Here is a 19245-nt window from a genome sequence, read left to right on the forward strand (position 1 = left end):
TGACGTCGGAGTCGCAGGTCAGCGGCCAGCGGGGGTTCGACCACCGCCGCGGCGGGCAGTGAGGACCAGTTGCCCGCGATCTGAGGAGGAGCCGTGTTCCCGGCCGAGAACATCCGTGACTGGCGCACGCTGAACGTGATCGACCCGGACGGGAGCAAGATCGGCACCCTCGAGTCGGTGTACGTGGACACCGCCACCGACCAGCCGTTCTTCGCCGCCGTCGTCACCGGCTTCATCGGCCGGCACAAGCTCACCTTCGTGCCGCTCACCGACGCCACCGTGGCACCGGACCACGTGCGGGTCGCCGTCCCGAAGGACCTGGTGAAGAACGCCCCGTCGATCGACACCGACGGCGAGCTCACGGTCGAGCAGGAGCCCGACGTCTTCGCGCACTACTCGCTGCCCTACACCCCCGGCGTCCGCCGGCTCGCCCGCCGCTGATCGAAGGACCCCCGTGCCCCCCACCACTCGCACGCTCGTGGCGGGCCCCTGCACGGGGGCCGAAGAGGGAGCCGGGCGCCGCCGCTGGGCCTAGCTGCGGCGGGAGGTGAAGAGGCCGGCGGCGTCGCGCAGGCTCTTGGTCGGCTTGAGCCAGGCGCCGTCCACCGGCAGGGCGTCCAGCCGCACCCGGTCCAGCGGCTCGACGAACGCCCCGGGGACGTCCTCGATGTCGATGAACTGCAGCAGCTCCGAGCTGATCGCGTAACCTGCGACCTCGCTGAAGGCGACGACCACGACCTCGGTGCCCGACCGCGCGAGGTCCTCCAGCGGCTCGGCGAAGTTGCGGCCGTCCCCGGAGAAGACGACCAGCCGGCGCAGCTGGTGGCTGTGCGCCCGCACGCTGATGTGGTCCAGCATCGACTGGTCGATGTCGTCGTCGGGCTGCAGCTTCGGCCGGGCGAACACCGCGTAGCCGAAACTGCGCAGCGCCTCCACCCAGCGCTGCAGCGACGTGGCGTGCTGCGGCGGCACGTTGGCGAAGACGCAGGCCTCCACCTCGGGCTGCTGCGCGGCCCCCGGGTCGCCCGCGCCGTCGACGAACCAGGCGGCGATCGCGTCGAACCGCGGCCGGGACGCCGCCGTGGGACGGGCCCCGATCACGTTCGCCAGGGTCATGTCGATGTTCGGTGCGTCCCAGACCAGCAGGTCCAGCGGCTGGCGGGCGTCCTCGCCCCAGCCGTTCACCGTCGCGTCGAGCATGTCCCGGGCCCCGTCCTGGTCATCGGTCACAGGGGCAGTCTGCCCAACGGCGTCCAGTGGCGGCTGCGGCGCACCGGCCGGGACGGGCCGAGGCGGCCCTGGCGGGGCGGTGGCCCGGCGCCGTCGTCGCTCGTTCACGAGCGCGCCCCGGTCGGCTCGACCGCGGACCGGTCGACCAGCTGCCGCACCGGGACGCCGGGTGGCAGGGTGCCCAGCACCCCGCCCCAGTCCCCGGCCAGCCGGGTGGCGCAGAAGGCGTCGGCGACGGCGGCCGGGGCGTGCCGCAGCAGCAGCCCGGCCTGCAGGCAGACGGCGAGCAGGCCGGCGATCCGGCGGGCGCGCAGCGGCAGCTGCTCGGGGTCGGCGAGCTCCGCGCCCAGCCCGGCCAGCGCGGCGTCGTACCGCGGGTCGGCGCCGCGGGCCAGCTCCAGCTCCGCGCGCACCGCGGCCAGCGCCGGCGACCCGGAGCCCAGGGCCCGCAGCACGTCCAGGGCGATGACGTTGCCCGACCCCTCCCAGATCGAGTTGAGCGGGGCCTGCCGGTAGAGCCGCGGCATCCCGGACTCCTCGACGTAGCCGTTCCCGCCGAGCACCTCCAGCGCCTCGGCGACCGCGGTCGGCGTGCGCTTGCAGACCCAGAACTTCGCCACCGCACCGGCCAGCCGGAGGTAGTCGCGCTCACCGGCGTCCTGGGCGGCGGCCAGCCGGACCGCCAGCGCGGTCGCCGCCTCGCTCTCCAGCGCCAGGTCGGCCAGCACGTTCTGCATCAGCGGCTGGTCGACCAGCCGGGCCCCGAAGGCCGAGCGGTGCCGGGCGTGGTGCACCGCCTGGGTGAGCGCGGCCCGCACCGTGGCCGCCGACCCCAGCACGCAGTCCAGCCGGGTGGTCGCCACCATCTCGATGATCGCCGGCACGCCCCGGCCGGGCTCGCCGACCAGCCAGCCGGTGGTCCCGTCGAACTCCACCTCGCTCGAGGCGTTGGACCGGTCGCCGAGCTTGTCCTTGAGCCGCTGCAGCCGGAAGACGTTGCGTTCCCCACCCGGGAGCACCCGGGGCACCAGGAAGCAGCTCAGCCCCTCGCCGGTCTGCGCGAGCACCAGGAACAGGTCGCTCATCGGCGCCGAGGTGAACCACTTGTGCCCGGTCAGCGACCAGCTGCCATCGCTCCCCGGGACGGCGCGGGTGGTGTTGGCCCGGACGTCGGAGCCGCCCTGCTTCTCCGTCATGCCCATGCCGGCGACCAGCCCGCGCTTGGTCTGCGGATCGGCCAGCCCGAACTGGTAGCTGCGGCTGGTCAGCCCGGGCTCCAGCGCCGCGGCCAGGTCGGGGGCGGCACGCAGCGCCGGGACGGCGGCGTAGGTCATCGTCACCGGGCAGCCGTGGCCGGCCTCCACCTGCGTCCAGCCCAGGTAGCCCACCGCACGGCGGACGTGCGCGTGCCGGTCCCCGGCCGCCTGCTCGGCCCACGGCGCACCGGCCAGGCCGTGGTCGAAGGCTGCGCCCATCAGCTCGTGCCAGGCGGGGTGGAACTCCACCTCGTCGACCCGGTGGCCGTAGCGGTCGTGGGTGCGCAGCCGGGGCGGGTGCTGGTCGGCCAGCCGGGCCCACTCCTGCGCCTGCTCGCTGCCGGCCAGGGCGCCCAGGTCGGCCAAGGAGTCCAGCGCCGCCTGGTCCGCGTGCCGCCGGCAGGCCTCGGCCAGCGCGGCGTCCCCGGCGATCGGGTCGTGCCCGACCAGCGGTGGCACCTGGTTGGTCACCTCGTGCGTGACGCTCATCCCCGCACCGTACGAGACCGGAGCGGCCGCCCGGCTCAGGTGGTGACGGTGACCAGCCGCTTGAGCGCGAGCAGCGCCAGCGGTGCGTAGCCGACCACCAGCGGGGCGAACCCGCTGACCCGCAGGCCGGCCGTCGTCCCGCCGTCCGGGCCGGGGCTCACCCAGTGCAGCAGCCCGAGCCGGGTCGGGCCGACCACGACCTGCCAGGCCCACCGCCGCTCGGCAGCGGAGACCTCGTCCACGACGAAGGGCACCGAGGTGCGCAGCGGGTCGTACACCCGGCCGGACATCCCCGGGACGAGCTCGGCTGCACTGGCCTCCACCCGGCTGATCTGCGGGGACCACTCCGCCCAGCGGGCCGGGTGCAGGTAGCGGTCCCAGACCTCGGCGGGGTCGACCGGGCCGGTGGCGTGCAGCGTCAACAAGGTCATCTGCATCCAGTGCCCCGTGGTTCCACGTGGAACCCCTGTCCAGTCACCCAGACGGGACGACGATCATGGACGACGTGCCGCCGACTCCCCCCACCGCTCCGTCGCCGCCGGTCCTCCGGGCCATGACCGCCGACGACTGGCCGGCCGTCCGGGAGGTGTACGCGGCCGGGATCGCCACCGGCCTGGCCACCTTCGAGACCGAGCCGCCGGCCTGGACGGCGTTCGACGCCACCCGGCTGCCCGGCCACCGGCACGTGGCCACCGACGACTCCGGCGCGGTGCTCGGCTGGGTGGCCTGCAGCCGCGAGTCGCCGCGCGACGCCTACGCCGGGGTGGTCGAGCACTCCGTCTACGTGGCCCCGGAGGCGCAGGGCCGCGGCGTGGGTCGGCTGCTGCTGCAGGGGCTGGTCGACTCGACCGAGGCCGACGGCATCTGGACGATCCGCTCGGCGGTCTTCCCGGCCAACACCGGCAGCCTCGCGCTGCACGAGCGGCTCGGCTTCCGGGTGCTGGGCCGGCGCGAGCGGGTCGGCCGCCGCATCGTCGACGGCCGCGCCACCTGGCACGACGTGCTGCTCGTCGAGCGCCGCAGCCGGGTCGTCGGCTGGGTGGACTGACCGACGCTCAGCCGGCCGGCGCCGTCGTCAGGAGCTGCCGCAACTCGTGCAGCACCAGGGTCGTCGTCCGCTCCCGGACGGCGTCCCGGCCCCCGCGCAGCCGGTGCGCGGCCGTGCTGGTGCCGACCGGCGCGGCGACGGCCAGGTGCAGGGTGCCCACCGGCTTGGCCGCGGTGCCCCCGCCCGGCCCGGCGATGCCGCTGACGCCGATGCCCAGGTCGGCGCCGAACCGCCGCCGGGCGCCCTCGGCGAGCGCCGCCGCCCCAGCCGCGCTGACCGCGCCGTGCTCGGTGAGCACCGCGGCCGGCACGTCCAGCAGCTGTTCCTTCGCCTCGTTCGCGTAGGCGACCACCCCGCCGAGCACCCGCCGCGACGAGCCCGCCGCCCGGGTGAGCCGGGCGGTGACCAGCCCGCCGGTGTCCGCCTCGCCCACCGCGACCGTCCAGCCGCGCTCGTCCAGCAGGCCGGCCACCAGCTCGTCGACCGTGGGGCCCTCGCTGAACAGCGTGGTCGCGAAGTCGGCTCGCACCGCTGTCACCAGCCGGCCGTACGCCTCCGCCGCGCTCGGGGCGTACCGGGTGACGATCTCCAGCTCGCCGTCCCGCAGGCAGGTGGTGACCTCCAGGCCAGCCAGCTGGTCCTCGACCCGGCGCAGCGTGGCGGCCAGCTCGGACTCCGGCGTGCCCCACAGCCGCAGCGTCGACTGGCGCAGCTCGGTGGCCCCCGCCAGCGCCCGGCGCACCGGCTCGGCCGCCACCGCCGCCGGCCACATGCCCTGCAGCTCCGACGGCGGCCCGGGCAGCACCAGCACCGGCGGGCCGGACCGGCCGCCGGCCACCGGGACGACCAGCCCCGGCGCCGTCCCGACCGGCTCGAGCACGGTCGCGCCGGCCGGCACCAGGGCCTGCTTCGCGATGCCGGCCGCGGCCGCCTCCGGTGGCGTGTCCCACCCCCGCATCGCGGTCAGCCGCTCGACGACGGCGGCGATCCGCCGCTCCAGCTCCGGGTCGAGCTCGGAGGGCCGGCCCTGGAACCCGCCCACCACCGCGGCGGTCAGGTCGTCGGCGGTCGGGCCGAGCCCGCCGGTGGTGATCAGCAGGTCGACGCCGCTGCCGGCGAGGAAGGCGAGGGCGGCCCGCAGGTCGTCGGGGCGGTCACCGACCACGACGACCGAGCCGACGTCCACGCCCATCGTCCGGAGGGCCTCGGCCAGCCAAGGGCCGTTCCGGTCGGCCACCCGACCGGTGAGCACCTCGGTGCCGGTGACCACGATCCCCGCGCGCACTGCCACGGCCCCGACCCTAGGCGGCGACCGCCGCGACGGCGCGGGACGGCGACCCGGCCGGTGCCCCGCCGCTACCGTGTCCAAGGCCCTGCCCACCGTCCGCCCACGGACGCACCCCGGCCGCCGACGCCGTCGGCCACCTGCACCACCCCGTCGGCCACCTGCACCACCCCGTCGGCCACCTGCACCAGGAGGACCCGTGAGCCAGCCGCACCCGCCGATCCCCGAGCCGCAGCCGCACCGCGAGCCGAGCGCGGACGGCGACGACGCCGCCGGGACGGGCACCGGCAGCACCGCGGCGTCGCAGGCGGAGGACCCGCGCACCCAGTCGATCCTGCTCCCGCCCAGCCAGCGCTCCGAGGCGCAGCCCGAATCGGAGGAGGCCGGGCCGCAGCCGGGTCAGGGACCCCACGACGAGGCACGACCCGGCGACTGGCAGCCCGGCGAGTGGCAGCAGAGCGCCACAGCACCCGTGCCGGGACTGGCGGGGACGCCGGGCCCCGACGAGCCGGTCGCCACCGGGCACCCGGCCACCGGGCCGATCGCCGCCCAGAGCGCCCCGACCCAGACCGCCCCGGCACACGGTGCCCAGACCTCCGGCGCATGGACCCCCAGCGCATGGACCCCCAGCGCCCCGACCCCGTCCGACCAGCCCTCGGCCGACCGCCCCTCGGCACCCGAGCAGCCCGGACCAGCCCCGGACACGGCTCCGACCGGGCCCTACCAGCCGTACCAGCCCTCCTACGACACCAGCCGGATGACCGGACCGGTCGACCTCGGCGCCGACGTGGCCGGCGACCCCACCATCGCCGAGCCGCCACCGGCGACCCCCGGGCCGGCGACCGCGACCGGACTGCCGCCCGCCGCCCCGGCCAACGGTGGGCGCCGGTCGGCGCTGTCCGCCGTGCGGGACCGCCCCCTGCTGATCGGCGCCGGGCTGGTCGGGCTGGCCCTGGTGCTGCTGCAGCTCGGCCTGGTGCTGGACTTCGGCAACCAGTCGCTGTGGGAGGTCGTGCCGACCTGGTCGACGTTCGCCACCGTCGGCGTCGTGCTGCTGCTGGTCCCCTTCCTCGCGCCGCTGGTCGGCCAGGCGCTCTCGGCGCGGACGGCATGGCGGGTGGCCGCCGGCGGTCTGACCGCCCTCGCCGCCACCTGGGTGCTGGTCGCCCTGCCCCTGGCCGCCAGCGACCGCGGCTTCTGGCTGACTGCCGCCCTCGGCGCCGGGGCGGCCGCGCTGTGGCTGTCCCCGGGCCGGGGCGAGTGAGCCGCGGCGGGGGCTGGCTGCTCGCCGCGTCGGTCTGCGCCGCGGGTGCCCTGGGGCTGTCCTGGTCCGGTCAGCTGGCCGGGGCCGCCCACCCGGCCCGGGTGCTCGTCGTCGCCGCGGTGCTGCTCACGGTGGTCGGGTGGCAGCGCGGTCGCGACCAGCTGCTGACCGCCGCCCTGGCGGCCGCCGGGGTCGGGGTCCTGCTCGGCGGCCTGGACGCCTCTCCCGGCCGGCTCGCCCTGGGCGCCGCGGCCGCCTGCCTGGTGCTGGCCGGCCGGGCCGCCGGTCGGCGCGTCCTGCCCCGGCGGACGGCCGCCTGACGCAGGCCGCTCAGCGGCGCCCACCCCGGGCGGTGTGCGCCGGCGGCAGCCGCTCCGGCCCGGCCTCGGGCGGACGTGGCCGGTCCGCGGGGTGGGCCCGGACCGCCAGCAGCGCCACGTCGTCCTCGACCGACCCGGCCAGCTCGGCCAGCAGCCGGTCGCACAGTTCGTCCAGCGGCCGCCCGCCCCAGGCGCCGACCACCTCCACCAGCCAGGCGGTGCCCTCGTCCAGCGTCGACCCCCGGCGCTCGACCAGACCGTCGGTGTAGAGCAGCACCGTCGCGCCCGGCTCCAGCAGCAGCGAGTGGTCGGTGCGCTCCACCGCCGGATCCAGCCCCAGCAGCAGGTCCGGGTCCCGCTCCAGGACGAGGACGGCACCGTCGGGGTCGATCAGCAACGGGGGCGGGTGGCCGGCGTTGCTCCAGCGCAGCAGCCGCCGCCCCGCCGCGGCCTCGGCCGGCCCCTGCTCGATGGTCGCCAGGACGGCGGTGGCCAGGGTGTCGACCGCCAGGTCCTGCATCGCCCGGTCCAGCGCGCCGAGGACCGAGGCCGGCGACCCGAGCATGCTGTGCGCCACCCCACGGAGCACGTTGCGCACCTGGGCCATCGCCGCGGCGGCGTGCCGGTCGTGGCCGGTGACGTCACCGATCACCAGCGTGGTGCGGCCGTCGCCGAGCAGGAAGGCGTCGTACCAGTCCCCGCCCACCTGGGCGAGCGAGGCGGCCGGCAGGTAGCGGACGGCGACCTCCAGGTGGTCGGGCTGGGCCGGCTCGGTCAGCAGGCTGCGCTGCAGCGCCTCGGCCATGCCCTGCACCACCGCGTGCTGGGCCCGTTCGGCGTCCCGGGCGCGGATGCGCTCCAGGGCCTGGGCGCACTGGGCGGCCAGGGCGAGGAGCAGCTGCACCTCGCCCTCGTCCAGCGTGCGGGGCCGGTCCCAGGCCACGCTCAGCGAGCCGATCCGCCGTCCGCCGCTCTCCAGCGGGACAGCCGCCCACGCCTGCGCCACGGTGTCGGTCATCAGCGCGGCCAGCTCCGGCGAGAAGGCGACGCTGGCCGCCGGGTCCGGGAGCAGCACCCGCTCCCCGGTGCGGGCGGCCACGCAGCCGGGGTACCCGGCGTCCAGCCTCAGCAGCGTGTCGACGCCGGCGTCGGCGGGCCCGAGGTCCTGGGTCAGCACGATCCGCAGCCCGTTGTCGCCCTCGCAGACGGCCACCGCGCCGCCGTAGGCCCCCAGGGCGACCAGGCCGCGGTCGGTGACCACCCGGGCGAGCTCGTCCAGGGTGTCGGCCTGCCCGAGGGCGAGCGCCACGTCGGAGAGCGCGGCCAGCCGGTTCGCGATGTCGGCTTCCGCCTCGCGGGCCGCGTGCAGCTCCGCGCCGCGGGCGAACAGGTCGGCCTCCACCTGCAGGACCCGGCGCTGCCACTTCTTGCCCTGCGCGCTGGGGTGCGCATCGATCGCCTGTTCGCGCACGTAGTCGGTGATGTCCTCGGCCCGCTGCAGGAGGTGGCAGCAGCGCCCGTCCTCGTCCAGCACCGGGACGCTGATCAGGCTCCAGAACCGCTTGCGGAAGCCGCCGGCACCGTCGGGGACGTCGTACTCCTGCACCGGCATCGTCTGCGCGCGGCCGGTGTCCCGGGCCCGCTGCAGGGAGGCCCGGATCTTCCCCGCCCCGCCGTCGGCGTCCACGCTGTTCGGGTTGCCCGGGAAGGCGTCGAACAGCGGGCGGCCGACCAGCTCGGCCAGCGTCCGCCCGGTGACGGCCAGGTAGGCCGGGTTCGCGTCGACGATGACGAGGTCGGGGGTGAGCACCAGGTACGGGGTGGGCATCGCGGCGAAGACCGCCGCGTGGTCGGGCAACTGGTGCCCCGTGGCCTCGGCGGGAACGGGCGGCGGCGTCCCGCTGGGTGAGCTCTCCCCCACTGCGTCCACGACACCTCGCGCCGTCCACGGTCCCGCTGCGACGGTGCAGCCGGACTGGTCGGCCGGACCCTACCGGGGCGGGGCCGCCGCCGGTCGGTTCGGGTCAGCCGTCGTCGCTGCCACCACCGTTGCCGTTGCCGGCACCGTTGCCCGCGCCGTTCCCGGCACCGTTGCCCGCGCCGTTCCCGTTGCCCGTGCCGTTCCCGTTGCCCGTGCCGTTCCCGTTGCCCGTGCCGTCGCCGGTCCCGGAGCCATCGCCGGTGTCCCCGTCGTCGGTCTCGCCGTCGTCGCCGCCCTCGTCCTCGCCCCCCGAGCCGTCTCCGGCCGGGGGCGAGGTGACCTCGTCGTCCGTGCCGTCGGTCGGGGTCCGGGGGGTGGTCGGTCCACCGCTGGGGGACGCGCTCGGCTCCGGGACCGGGGTCGGCCTGGGGGCAGGGCTCGCGGCCGTCTCCGGCGCGGAGGTGTCCGCCGGGGCCTGGACGACGGCCACGGTCGCGCCGTCGCTCTCCTCCGGGCTGGGCGTCGCGCTGTCCCTGGGTGCCACGGCGTAACTGAGCAGCACGGTCTTCCCGGCCTGCAGCCGCACCGACAGCGGGGCCACGTCGACCACGGTGTCCGGCGCCGCCGCGTCGGTGGTCACCGGCTGCACCTCGACGAGCAGGCCCATCGCCTCGAGCTGGGCGCGGACCGCGCCGACCGGGCGCCCCAGGTAGTCGTCGGCGTCGAGCACCAGGGAGTCCGGTGTGGCGGTGGCCGTTCCCGGCACCTCGACCGCAGCGGCGGTCGGCGTCGTACCGGTCGGGGCGAGGGCCTGGAGCACCCCGGCGGCGATGCCGGCGCCCGCCAGCAGCGCCACCAGGGGGACCAGCACCCGACCCACCGGCCGGCTCCGCCCGACGGCGGACGTGCCCGGGTCGGTCGCCGGGCCACCCTCGGTGTAGGCGGCCGGCGCGGGGAGCAGCCAGAAGCTCTGCGTGTCGGTGCGCTGGACCGGGGGAAGCTGCCGGCCGGCGAGCACCTCGTCGATCGCCTCCACCATCGCGGCACCGTCCGGGTAGCGCTGGGCCGGGTCCTTGACCAGGGCGCGCTCGATCAGGGTGCGCACCGCGACGGGCAGGCTCTCGGGGAGCGGCTCGGGCTGGTCGCGGAGGTGGCGCAGGGCGATGGCCACCGAGTTGTCGCCGTCGAAGGCGCGGTGCCCGGTCAGGCACTCGTAACCGACCATGCCCAGGGCGTAGACGTCGCTGGCGGGGGTCGCGTGCGCGCCGGCCGCCTGCTCCGGGGAGAGGTAGGAGGCGGTGCCCACGACCTGGCCGGTCTGGGTCAGCGGCACGCTCCCCGCCGACCAGGCGATGCCGAAGTCAGTGATCTTGACGGTGCCGTCGTTCCGGACCAGCACGTTGCCGGGCTTGACGTCCCGGTGCACCACGCCGGCGTGGTGCGCGGCGGCCAGCGCCGAGGCGGTCTGCCGCAGGACGTCGAGCGTCTCGTCGGCGGTGAGCGCCTCGCCCCGGGCCAGGACGGCGGACAGCGACTCGCCCTCGACCAGCTCCATGACCAGGTAGGCCAGGTGCTCGCCGGAGCCGTCGATCGCCGGCTCCTCGCCGTAGTCGTAGACGGCAGCGATGTTCGGGTGGCTCAGCGCGGCGGCGTGCTGGGCCTCGGCGCGGAAGCGGGCCAGGAACAGCTCGTCCCCGGTGTACTCACTGCGCAGCACCTTCACCGCGACGGGACGGCCGAGCAGGTGGTCCTCCGCGCGCCAGACCTGACCCATCCCGCCGGCGGCCAGCAGGGTCAGCAGCTCGTAGCGGTTCCCGAGGCTCCTCCTCGTGGGCTCCACCACTGTGCGCCGTCCCCTCGTCCTGCTCACTCGTCCGCTCGGTGCCCGGCCAGCCGGCGCTGGGGCCGAGCACACCCGTCGGGGGGATGCCCCCTCCGACCGCTCGTACACATGCGATCCGTCCGGCGGATGCCTGCCGCGCCAACGTCACAGTGTGACGGACTGTTCCCGGGCCAGCTGTGCCCCGGCCGCGGCGAGCCAGCGAGCCGGCTCGGTCATGGCGCCGGCGACCGACCCGGCCAGGTCGGTGAGCGACAGCGCCCGGGCGACCGGCAGCTCCTCGGCGGCGTCCACGCGGCCGGCGACGACGGCGACCGGCACACCGGCGGTCCCCGCCCGGTCCACCAGGTCACCGACGACCTTGCCGCGCAGTGACTGCGCGTCGAACTGCCCCTCCCCGGTGACCACCAGGCCCGCGTCCCGCAGCGCGTCGTCCAGCCCGGCCGCGGCCGCCACCGCCCGGGCACCGCTGACGAACTCCGCTCCCCAGCAGGCGGCGAAGCCGTACGCCGTGCCGCCGGCCGCGCCGGCGCCGGGCGCCTCCCGGTCTCCACCGAGCAGGTCCGCCAGCCGGGCCAGGCCGTCGTCCAGCAGGGCCACGTGGTCGGGCGTGGCGCCCTTCTGCGGGCCGAACTGACCGGCCGCCCCCAGCGGGCCCAGCAGCGGCGCGGTCACGTCGACCAGGCACTGCACACCGCCGGCCGGTGGCGGGGTGAGTCCACCGAGGTCGACCCGGGCCAGCCGGGCCAGCGCGCCCCCGCCCGGCGGGAGCTCGGCGCCGTCGGCGTCCAGGAACCGGGCGCCCAGGGCGGCGAGCGCCCCGGTGCCGCCGTCGGTGGTGGCCGAACCGCCGAGGGTGAGCATCACCCGGTGTACGGCCGGGTCGGCGACGACCGCGGCGAGCAGCTGCCCGAGCCCGCGGGTCGTGGCGCCCAGCGGGTCGGGCCGGCGCAGCAGCGGCAGGCCCGCCGCCCGGGCCATCTCCACCACCGCGGTGCCGTCGGGCAGCAACAGCCAGGCGGCGTCGACCGGACGCCCGTCCGGACCGGTCACGGCGGCGCGGCGCCAGCAGTCCGCCGGCAGGTCGTGCCCCAGCGCCTCCAGCGTCCCCTCGCCGCCGTCGGCGAGCGGCACGGTGACCAGCTCGTCGTCGGGGCGCTCGCGCCGCCACCCCGCGGCCAGCGCGTCGGCGGCCGCCGTGGCGTCCAGCGTGCCCTTGAACGAGTCGGGGGCGATGACCACCCGCAACGGCCGTCGGTCGGAGCGCATGGGGCGACCCTAGGACCCCCGGCGACGACGCGGCCCGCCGTCCTCAGGAGAAGAGTGCTCGGCCCCACCAGTCGTCCGGCCCGGTGACCCCCGGCGGGCAGGCGAAGACGGCCGAGGAGGTGTGCCGGACGTGCTCGTTCATCGCGTCCTGGGCCAGGCTGCGCTGCACCCGGGTGAAACCGGTCTGCGGGTCGCGCTGGTAGGCGATGAAGAACAGCCCGGCGTCCAGCAGCCCGTGGTCGTCGGAGCCGTCGACGAAGCTGTAGCCGCGTCGCAGGATCGCCGTCCCCGTGGTGCTCGGGTGCGAGAGGAACACGTGCGAGGTCGGCGGGAGCGCGCGCAGGTCGACCGGGTCGAACTCCGCCCGTCCCCCCAGTGGTGCCCCCGCGCCCTTGCTGCGCCCGATCACGGCCTCCTGCTCGGCGAGCGTCGTGGCGTCCCAGGACTCCACGAGCATCCGGATCCGCCGGGTGACCAGGTACGAGCCGCCGGCCAGCCAGTCCGCCCCCGGGTCGCCGTCGGCCACCCAGACGAACCGGTCGATCGCCGAGGCGTTCTCCGCCTTCAGGTTGTCGGTGCCGTCCTTGAAGCCGAACAGGTTGCGCGGGGTGGCCTGGGCACTGGAGGTGGACGACGTGCGTCCGAAGCCCAGCTGCGACCAGCGCACCCGCACCACGCCGGCGCCCAGCCGGGTGAGGTTGCGGATGGCGTGCACGGCGACCTGCGGGTCGTCGGCACAGGCCTGCACGCACAGGTCACCACCGCTGGTCGCCGGGTCGAGCGCATCTCCGGGGAAGGCGGGCAGCTCGGCCAGCGGCCCGGGGCGGCGGGCGGCCAGGCCGAACCGGTCGACGCCCTCGGCGCTGGTGAACAGCGTGGGCCCGAACCCGACGGTCAGCGTCAGTCCGGCGGCCGGCAGCCCCAGCGCCTCACCGGTGTCGTCGGGCACCGCGTCCGGGCCGCCCTGCACCGCGCCGACCGCACCGGCGTCCTGACCGGCGGTCATCCGGCGCGCGGCCGCCGTCCAGGTGCGCAGCAGCTCGGCGAGGACGGCCCGGTCGTCGGTGACGACGTCGAAGGCGACGAAGTGCAGCCGGTCCTGCGCCGGGGTGGTGATGCCGGCCTGGTGCGCGCCCTGGAAGGGGACGGCGTCGTCGGCTCCCGGACCGGCGGACGGCACAGGCTCGTCCGCGGTCGCGCGGCCGATGACGCCCCCGGCCGCGCCGGCGGCGATCACCCCGGCGGTGCCCGCACCGGCCAGTCCGAAGAACCGGCGCCGGGACAGCCCGGTCGGCCGCGGGTCGCGGCTGACGGAGTCCGTCACCGTCCCGCGACCGCCGCTGCGCCGACCCCGTCCGGTGCCGTCGTGCCGTACCTCGGACCGCGCACGTGCTCCCCCGGATCTGGTCCTGCCTCGTCCACCCGCCTCCAGCACGGTACTGCGCCGGACGGGTGGGCGACGGCGCCCGGCCGGTCACCGACCGGGACGACCGCTCACGCCGTGCATTCGTCCAGTGACACAAAGGCGCCGACACCTGGGGTGTCCGACCCGATGCGCCGGCTCACCCCCCACCGGCCCCGCCCCGGGTGTCAGGGTCCGTCGCAGATGTGGGCCGGGACCGACCGGGGGGACGGAGGACGGATGACCGAGGCGGACGCCGCCGGAACGCGGCCGCCCAGCCGGGTGACCAGCTCACCTCGGCACCTCCCCCCACCACCGCCCCGGCCGCCGACGAGCAGCGACCTCGCGCCGCCGGCCCCCTACGTGGTGCCACCGGCGCCCCGGACGGTCCGGACCGCCGCGTGGGCGTGGTGCGCCGCCTCGGTCGCCGGGCTGGTCGCCCTCGCCACCGCGGCGCTGGACCTGGCCGGCCTCCGCCAGCGCCTGGTCGACTCCGCCGCGACCGCCGACCCCGCCGCCGAGGAGGAGCTGCTCCGCGAGGGGGCGGACACCACGGTGCTGGCCGTGCTGGGGCCGCTGGCCGCCCTGATCGTGCTCGGCGCGCTCTGCCTGGTGCTCTACCTGCGGCGCCGGTCGCGCTGGGGCCGCGGTCTGCTGGTGCTCGGCGTGCTCACCGTCGTGGTGGACGTGCTCGCCCAGGACCTGCTCACCGGCGGCCCCGAGATCGACCGGATCGCCGCCATCGCCCAGGGTGGCCTGATCGCGCTGGCCCTCGTGCTGCTGCTCCTGCCACCCTCACGCGCCTGGTCGCGCGAGCCCCGCGGCTGACTCCGCCGCGTCGACCTGCTCACCGTCGTCGTCGGCGCCCAGCCCGAGCAGCAGCGTCTCCGCCTCCTGCACCAGCAGCTCCGCCGCGTCCACCGTCGCCCTGCGGGCCAGCGGGTCGGCCGCGTGCGCCTGCCAGCGGGCCAGCGACGCCGCGGCGGCGGCGCGCAGCTCGGCCGGGCCGGCCTCAGGGCCGAGCCCCAGCCGGGCGGCGACCCCGGACCCGTGCGCCCCGAGCAGCCGCTCGGCGTCCTCCCGCACGTCCGGCGGGAACGGCCCGTCCGAGGACCGCGTCCGGGCCAGCAGGTCCAGCTCCATCAGGTCCAGGGACGCCGTCCGCGCCTGCTCCAGACCGGCCCACAGCTCACCGTCGCCGCTGACCGGCCGCTCCCGCAGCAGCCGCTCCAGCAGGCGCATCGCGGTGGCCGCCTTGAGCTGGTCGCCGCGCTCGGTGAACTGCACGGCCAGCAGGCGCTGCAGCTCCCCCAGCCCGCTGCGGGCCACCAGCTGGTCGGCGAGCGTCGGGGCGTCGCCCACCCCCGTGCGCAGCAGCGCCACCGCCATCCGGATGCCGAACAGGCCGAACCGCTCCACCAGCCCGACCCGCACCTCAGCGGAGAGGTCCACCGGCACCTCGGGCCGGCGGAACCGGTCGGCGGTGAGCAGCATCGTCTCCACGTCGGACCGGTCGGCGCGGGCCAGCGCCCGGAAGGCGACGAAGTCCCCGTGCCGCAGGGTGCGTCCCCCCAGCGCCATCAGGCCCGCCACCGGCAGCACATTGGCGCTCAGCGCGCGCACCGCGGGCTGCTCCGCGGTGCGCCGGGCCAGCTGCCCGGCCGCGATCAGCGCGTCGACCTGCCCACCGCCGGCGTCGTCGGCCCGGGACAGCACCGACAGCGTCGTCGTGGCCAGACCGCCGCAGGCCTGCTGGACGGCGGCCAGGAAGCTCAGGTCGGCCGGCTGGAACTGCCGGGTCAGGAAGAGCACCGCGTCCGCGCCGGAGACCTGGTCCCCGGCGTCGATGAACGCCTCGGTGCGGGCGCTGTTCTCCACTGACAGCGAGGAGATGCCGGGGGTGTCGATCAGCGTCGCCGTCCCCAGCCCGGCGGCCGGCCAGTCGACCACCAGCCGCTCCACCTGGTCGACCGCGGCGTCGGCCAGCTCCAGCCGCAACTCGCCGCGCACCCGGCGGACCGGCAGCGGGCGGTGGGCGCCGTCGACGCCGTGCAGCACCACCCGCGGCACCGGGCCACGCCGGTACCAGGTGACCACCCGGGTGCACTCGCCGGCGTCGGTGGGGGCGATCCGCTCCCCCACCAGCGCGTTGAGCAGCGTCGACTTCCCGGCCTTGACCCGGCCCGCCAGCGCCACCCGCAGCGGCTCGTCCAGCCGCTCCCGGGAGGCCCGCAGCCGGGACACCGCGGCCGGGTCGTCGGCGTAGACCTCCAGCGCGTCGTCCAGCAGGTGCCGGACGTCGTCGGGGAGCGTCCGGCCCGCAGCCGGCCGCACCGTCGCGCTCACGCCGCCACCTTCTCCCCGGCCAGCCGGGACACCTCCGCGGACAGCCGCTGGACCTCCTCCAGCCGGCCCCGCAGCTCGCGGATCCGGGCGGCCCGGTCGGCGGTGGCGGTCTTCGCCGCCCGCTGTGCCGTGCGGTGCGCCTCGGCGAGCGTCCGGGACATCTCCTCCACGGTGTCGGTGATCAGGTCGCGCAGCGTGCGCTGCACGACCCGGAGCCGGTCCTTGAGCTGCTTGCCCACGTGGAACACCACCTCGTCCAGGTGCCGGCGCACCGCGGCCTTCGCCTCGGCCTGCCGCCGCTGCCGGCGCACCACCTTGTCGTCGCGGTAGGCCTTGCTGCCGATCACCAGCCCCACGCCCAGCGAGATCGGGTTGATCAGCGACATGCCGACCAGGCTGGTCACCAGCCCGGTCATCAGCACCCCGCTGTAGGAGCCCCGCATGCCGATCAGCACCCGCTGGGACACCTTCAGCTGACCCCGGTCGATGTCGGTGAGGTCGACCAGGGCGCCCAGCGCGTCGCCACCGTCCCCCACCTGGAGCTCGGGGAGGACACCCCCGCCGTCCCGGGTGAACTGCTCCACCACCTGCGCCGCCAGCCACTCCGACCGCTGGGTCGCCCAGACGAAGCTGTCGGCCACCGCGCCGGCGACCCGCCGGTCGAGCCAGTCGGCGAAGTCGTCCCACAGCGGGCCCGGGTCGTGCGCGTCGATCGCCGCGTCGGCCTCCCGGGTCACCACACGGCTGCGGTCCCGCAGGTCGTAGTCGATGTCGGCCATCAGGTCGGTCACGCCGTCGCCGAGCACCTGCTGCCAGCGCGACGAGCGCCGCCGGAGGTCCTCCACCGCCTCCCGGGCCTGCTCCAGCTCCTCGACCAGCTGCTCGCCCCGGGCGGGGTCCTGCAGGCCGGAGAGCTCGCTGCGCAGCGCCAGGGTCAGCTGGTCGGCCACCGACCGCAGGTCGTGCACCAGCGACCGGCGGGCCAGGGTCTCGGCCCGGTCGACCACCTCCCGCCGCAGGTGGGCGGCCAGCGCCCCGAAGCCGGACTCCTCGTGCAGCTCCCGGTCCTTGCGCTGGACGGCCAGCACCTCCAGCACCGAGGAGACGGTGAACACCGGGGCGCTCACCTCCGCGGCGACCAGGTGCTCCCGGTCCAGGTCGGCGATCCGCCGCCAGTCCGGACAGGCGTCGGTCTTGGTCAGGACGCAGGCCACCGTGGGGCACAACGCCGCGGCCTGCCGCAGGAACGTCATCTCGGGGGCGGTGAACTCCTGCGAGGCATCGCTGACCAGCAGGACGGCGTCGGCACTGGGCAGCAGCTCGAGGGTGGCCAGCTCCGCGCCGGTGCCCACCCCACCGACCCCGGCCGTGTCGACCAGCTCCAGGCCACCGGTGAGCAGCCGCCGGGGGAGTTCGACCTCGGCCCGCAGCAGCGACCGGCCGCCGTCCACCGTGGGAGCCGCAGCGGCCGCCGCGGCCCGGGCCGGCAGCTCGGTCACCGGGACCGGCACCCGCTCCAGCGGCGCGTCGGCGAGGTCACCGCCGGCCGAGCGGTCGGCGTAGACCAGCGCGGCCGCGGCCGTCGTGCCCTCGCGCACCACGGTCGGTACCCGGGTCGGGGTGCCCGGCCCCACCGCGCAGACCGGTGCGCCCACGAGCGCGTTGACCAGCGTGCTCTTGCCCTGGCCCGGCTCACCCACCACCAGGACCCGCACCGTCGGGCTCTGGGTGCGCCGTTTGGCGGCCTCCAGCCGGCGCTGCAGGTCCGGTCGCTCACAGGCCCCCGCCGCGGCCAGCAACCCGTCCAGCAGCTTGATCGGCGGAGTCGCCTGCTTGGTCGGTGTCGTCATGCCCACCCCTCGGTCCGGCGGCCCCGTCGCCGCACGTGCACCGTGCCACCTCGGACGCCGACGTGCCCGGCCTCGCCGCTCCCTGTGTCCAGGAGCGGTGGGGCCGGGCACGGCCGACGTCGGTCCCGGCGGCGGGGACTCCGCCGCCGGGACCGGGTCCTCGGGTCAGCTGACGGGCTCGACGTCCAGGACGTTCGAGTCGTCCACGGCGACGATGTTGTCGGTGACGGCGACCGAGTTCTCGGTGTACTCCTCGGAGTTGTCGTTGAAGGAGTCCTCCACGACGACCGGCTCGTAGTTGAACGAGTCCTCGACCTCGACGGTCTCCTCGTTGAAGGAGTCGTCCACGTCGACGTTGGTGGAGTTGTCCGAGTTGTCGGAGTTGTCGGAGTTGTCGTTGAACGAGTCCTCGACGTCCACGTCGACGGCCACGTCGGTGGAGTTGTCGGTGGAGTTGTCGGAGTTGTCGTTGAACGAGTCCTCGACGTCCACGTGGGTGGAGTTGTCGGAGTTGTCGTTGAAGGAGTCCTCGACGTCCACGTTCGTGGAGTTGTCGGAGTTGTCCGAGTTGTCGTTGAACGAGTCCTCGACGTCCACCGAGTTGTCGGAGTTGTCGTTGTGGGAGTCGTTGACCGAGTTGTCGGAGTTGTCCTGGAACGAGTCCTCGATGTCCACGTTCGTGGAGTTGTCGGAGTTGTCCGAGTTGTCGGAGTTGTCCGTCTCGTTCCCGACCACGTTGCCGTCGCCGACGATGTTGCCGCTGCCGACGATCACGTCGTCCACGTCGACGTCGGTGTGGACGTTGTCGCCGTTGTGCACGTCGCCGCCGGCCAGGGTGTTGCCGTTGAGCGAGTCCTCGATGTCGATGGCGACGTTCGTCGAGTTGTCGGAGTTGTCCGAGTTGTCCGAGTGGTCGGAGTTGTCCGAGTTGTCGACCGTGTTGTCCTCGCCGACGGCGTTGCCGTCGCCCTCCACGGTGTTGCCGGAGTTGCGGACGTCGAGGTCGACGTTGTTGGAGTCCTCGTTGTTGTACGAGTCGTCGACGTTGAACGAGCCGTCGATGTCGACGCTGTTGTCGGTGCTGGTGTGCTGGCTGTTGTCGACGAGGGCCTTCTCCACGTCGTCGCCGGCGGCCACGCTGCCACCGGTGGCGACCACGATGTCCTCGCCGAACACCTGGTAGACGTCCTCGCCGGCCCAGACGCTGTGCGAGGCGTCGATGGTGGTGGTCGAGGTGTAGGTGTAGTTGGTCTGGATGTACTTGAGGTGCTCGATCGCCGGGGCGCCCTCGGCCGGGGGCTTGGCGTGGTCGTCCTCGCAGTGGTCGGGCTTGTCGTGGTCGGGCTTCTCGGCCGGCGCGGTGTGCGTCGGGGCCGGGGCGGCGTGGCCGGCCGGCGCGGTGTGGGCGATCCCGGCGGCACCGACGCCCACGGGGGCGAAGTCGGCCAGCATCGGCATCACGGCGTGCACGTCGGCGGCGCAGACGTCGTCCAGGCCGGCCGCGGCGAGGGCCTGCTCGGGGTCGGCCTGGAACTCCTCGGCCGCAGCCGGGTCGCGCAGCAGGTCGAGGATGAAGTCGAGCAGCGAGCTCGCGAGAGTGGTCATGGCGTCCTCCAGGGGTCTGCTCCGGACGTCGTCGTCCGGCTGCTGGGAGCAGTCAAGGACCACCGGGCCAGGTTGCCCATCGGGTGTTGTCCCCCCATCGGCCGACCCCCGGATGGGGGA

16 protein-coding genes are annotated in these 19245 nt (G+C 75.8%); 5 read left to right on the forward strand and 11 right to left on the reverse strand.

Features of this window, described 5'->3' with window-relative positions; genetic code table 11:
• The first annotated feature begins 93 nt into the window (after positions 1-93).
• The gene (locus tag HLA93_RS17185; RefSeq protein WP_222195648.1) at positions 94-441 is read left to right on the forward strand and encodes a PRC-barrel domain-containing protein; all 348 of its coding nucleotides are present in this window, start codon (positions 94-96) and stop codon (positions 439-441) included.
• A gap of 90 nt (positions 442-531) precedes the next feature.
• On the opposite strand, the gene HLA93_RS17190 is transcribed toward HLA93_RS17185, so the two are convergent.
• The 3 genes from HLA93_RS17190 to HLA93_RS17200 form a co-directional block, all read right to left on the reverse strand.
• Positions 532-1230, reverse strand: coding sequence for an NYN domain-containing protein (locus HLA93_RS17190; RefSeq protein WP_308128199.1), 699 nt, complete (start codon positions 1228-1230; stop codon positions 532-534).
• A gap of 104 nt (positions 1231-1334) precedes the next feature.
• Positions 1335-2975 carry an acyl-CoA dehydrogenase family protein gene (locus HLA93_RS17195; RefSeq protein WP_222195650.1) on the reverse strand — a complete coding sequence of 547 codons (1641 nt, stop codon included), beginning with the start codon at positions 2973-2975 and terminating at the stop codon, positions 1335-1337.
• Between the two features lie 35 nt (positions 2976-3010).
• Entirely contained in the window at positions 3011-3406 is a 396-nt protein-coding gene (locus HLA93_RS17200) for an SRPBCC family protein (RefSeq protein WP_222195651.1), read from the reverse strand.
• A gap of 65 nt (positions 3407-3471) precedes the next feature.
• Between HLA93_RS17200 and HLA93_RS17205 the strand changes: the two genes are divergently transcribed.
• The gene (locus tag HLA93_RS17205) at positions 3472-4023 is read left to right on the forward strand and encodes a GNAT family N-acetyltransferase (protein ID WP_222195652.1); all 552 of its coding nucleotides are present in this window, start codon (positions 3472-3474) and stop codon (positions 4021-4023) included.
• Positions 4024-4030: 7 nt separating this feature from the next.
• Here HLA93_RS17205 and HLA93_RS17210 read toward each other — a convergent pair whose 3' ends face one another.
• Positions 4031-5314, reverse strand: coding sequence for a competence/damage-inducible protein A (locus HLA93_RS17210; RefSeq protein WP_222195653.1), 1284 nt, complete (start codon positions 5312-5314; stop codon positions 4031-4033).
• A gap of 193 nt (positions 5315-5507) precedes the next feature.
• On the opposite strand from HLA93_RS17210, the gene HLA93_RS17215 reads away from it, so the two are divergent.
• Positions 5508-6572, forward strand: coding sequence for a hypothetical protein (locus tag HLA93_RS17215; RefSeq protein WP_222195654.1), 1065 nt, complete (start codon positions 5508-5510; stop codon positions 6570-6572).
• Positions 6569-6892 carry a hypothetical protein gene (locus tag HLA93_RS17220; RefSeq protein WP_222195655.1) on the forward strand — a complete coding sequence of 108 codons (324 nt, stop codon included), beginning with the start codon at positions 6569-6571 and terminating at the stop codon, positions 6890-6892. The genes HLA93_RS17215 and HLA93_RS17220 overlap by 4 nt, the downstream gene beginning before the upstream one ends.
• A 10-nt stretch (positions 6893-6902) precedes the next feature.
• On the opposite strand, the gene HLA93_RS17225 is transcribed toward HLA93_RS17220, so the two are convergent.
• The 4 genes from HLA93_RS17225 to efeB form a co-directional block, all read right to left on the reverse strand.
• Positions 6903-8822, reverse strand: coding sequence for a SpoIIE family protein phosphatase (locus HLA93_RS17225; protein WP_222195656.1), 1920 nt, complete (start codon positions 8820-8822; stop codon positions 6903-6905).
• A 94-nt stretch (positions 8823-8916) separates the two neighbouring features.
• Positions 8917-10683, reverse strand: a complete 1767-nt coding sequence (locus HLA93_RS17230) for a protein kinase domain-containing protein (RefSeq protein ID WP_308128200.1) — start codon at positions 10681-10683, stop codon at positions 8917-8919.
• A 117-nt stretch (positions 10684-10800) separates the two neighbouring features.
• Positions 10801-11922, reverse strand: a complete 1122-nt coding sequence (locus HLA93_RS17235) for a glycerate kinase (RefSeq protein WP_246626914.1) — start codon at positions 11920-11922, stop codon at positions 10801-10803.
• Between the two features lie 43 nt (positions 11923-11965).
• A complete protein-coding gene (efeB, locus tag HLA93_RS17240) occupies positions 11966-13246 on the reverse strand; it encodes an iron uptake transporter deferrochelatase/peroxidase subunit (RefSeq protein WP_222195657.1) in 1281 nt (426 codons plus the stop codon).
• 318 nt (positions 13247-13564) lie between these two features.
• On the opposite strand from efeB, the gene HLA93_RS17245 reads away from it, so the two are divergent.
• A complete protein-coding gene (locus HLA93_RS17245; RefSeq protein ID WP_222195658.1) occupies positions 13565-14152 on the forward strand; it encodes a hypothetical protein in 588 nt (195 codons plus the stop codon).
• Here the strand turns inward: HLA93_RS17245 and HLA93_RS17250 are convergent.
• From HLA93_RS17250 to HLA93_RS17260, 3 genes are all read right to left on the reverse strand, one after another.
• On the reverse strand, positions 14120-15670 hold the full coding sequence (locus HLA93_RS17250) for a dynamin family protein (RefSeq protein WP_308128201.1): 1551 nt from the start codon (positions 15668-15670) through the stop codon (positions 14120-14122). The two genes, HLA93_RS17245 and HLA93_RS17250, sit on opposite strands and share 33 nt — an antisense overlap.
• A complete protein-coding gene (locus HLA93_RS17255) occupies positions 15667-17520 on the reverse strand; it encodes a dynamin family protein (RefSeq protein WP_222195659.1) in 1854 nt (617 codons plus the stop codon). The genes HLA93_RS17250 and HLA93_RS17255 overlap by 4 nt, the downstream gene beginning before the upstream one ends.
• Positions 17521-17685: 165 nt before the next feature.
• Positions 17686-19125 carry an IniB N-terminal domain-containing protein gene (locus tag HLA93_RS17260; RefSeq protein ID WP_222195660.1) on the reverse strand — a complete coding sequence of 480 codons (1440 nt, stop codon included), beginning with the start codon at positions 19123-19125 and terminating at the stop codon, positions 17686-17688.
• Positions 19126-19245 lie beyond the last annotated feature (120 nt).

Source organism: Modestobacter italicus (genome assembly GCF_019799965.1).
Lineage (GTDB): Bacteria > Actinomycetota > Actinomycetes > Mycobacteriales > Geodermatophilaceae > Modestobacter > Modestobacter italicus_A.

Coding starts and splice junctions, on each gene's coding strand:
- HLA93_RS17195 (WP_222195650.1), bottom strand. CDS start 2,975: ATGAGCGTCACGCACGAGGTGACCAACCAGGTGCCACCGCTGGTCGGG.
- HLA93_RS17200 (WP_222195651.1), bottom strand. CDS start 3,406: ATGACCTTGTTGACGCTGCACGCCACCGGCCCGGTCGACCCCGCCGAG.
- HLA93_RS17205 (WP_222195652.1), top strand. CDS start 3,472: ATGGACGACGTGCCGCCGACTCCCCCCACCGCTCCGTCGCCGCCGGTC.
- HLA93_RS17235 (WP_246626914.1), bottom strand. CDS start 11,922: ATGCGCTCCGACCGACGGCCGTTGCGGGTGGTCATCGCCCCCGACTCG.
- HLA93_RS17245 (WP_222195658.1), top strand. CDS start 13,565: ATGACCGAGGCGGACGCCGCCGGAACGCGGCCGCCCAGCCGGGTGACC.
- HLA93_RS17255 (WP_222195659.1), bottom strand. CDS start 17,520: ATGACGACACCGACCAAGCAGGCGACTCCGCCGATCAAGCTGCTGGAC.
- HLA93_RS17260 (WP_222195660.1), bottom strand. CDS start 19,125: ATGACCACTCTCGCGAGCTCGCTGCTCGACTTCATCCTCGACCTGCTG.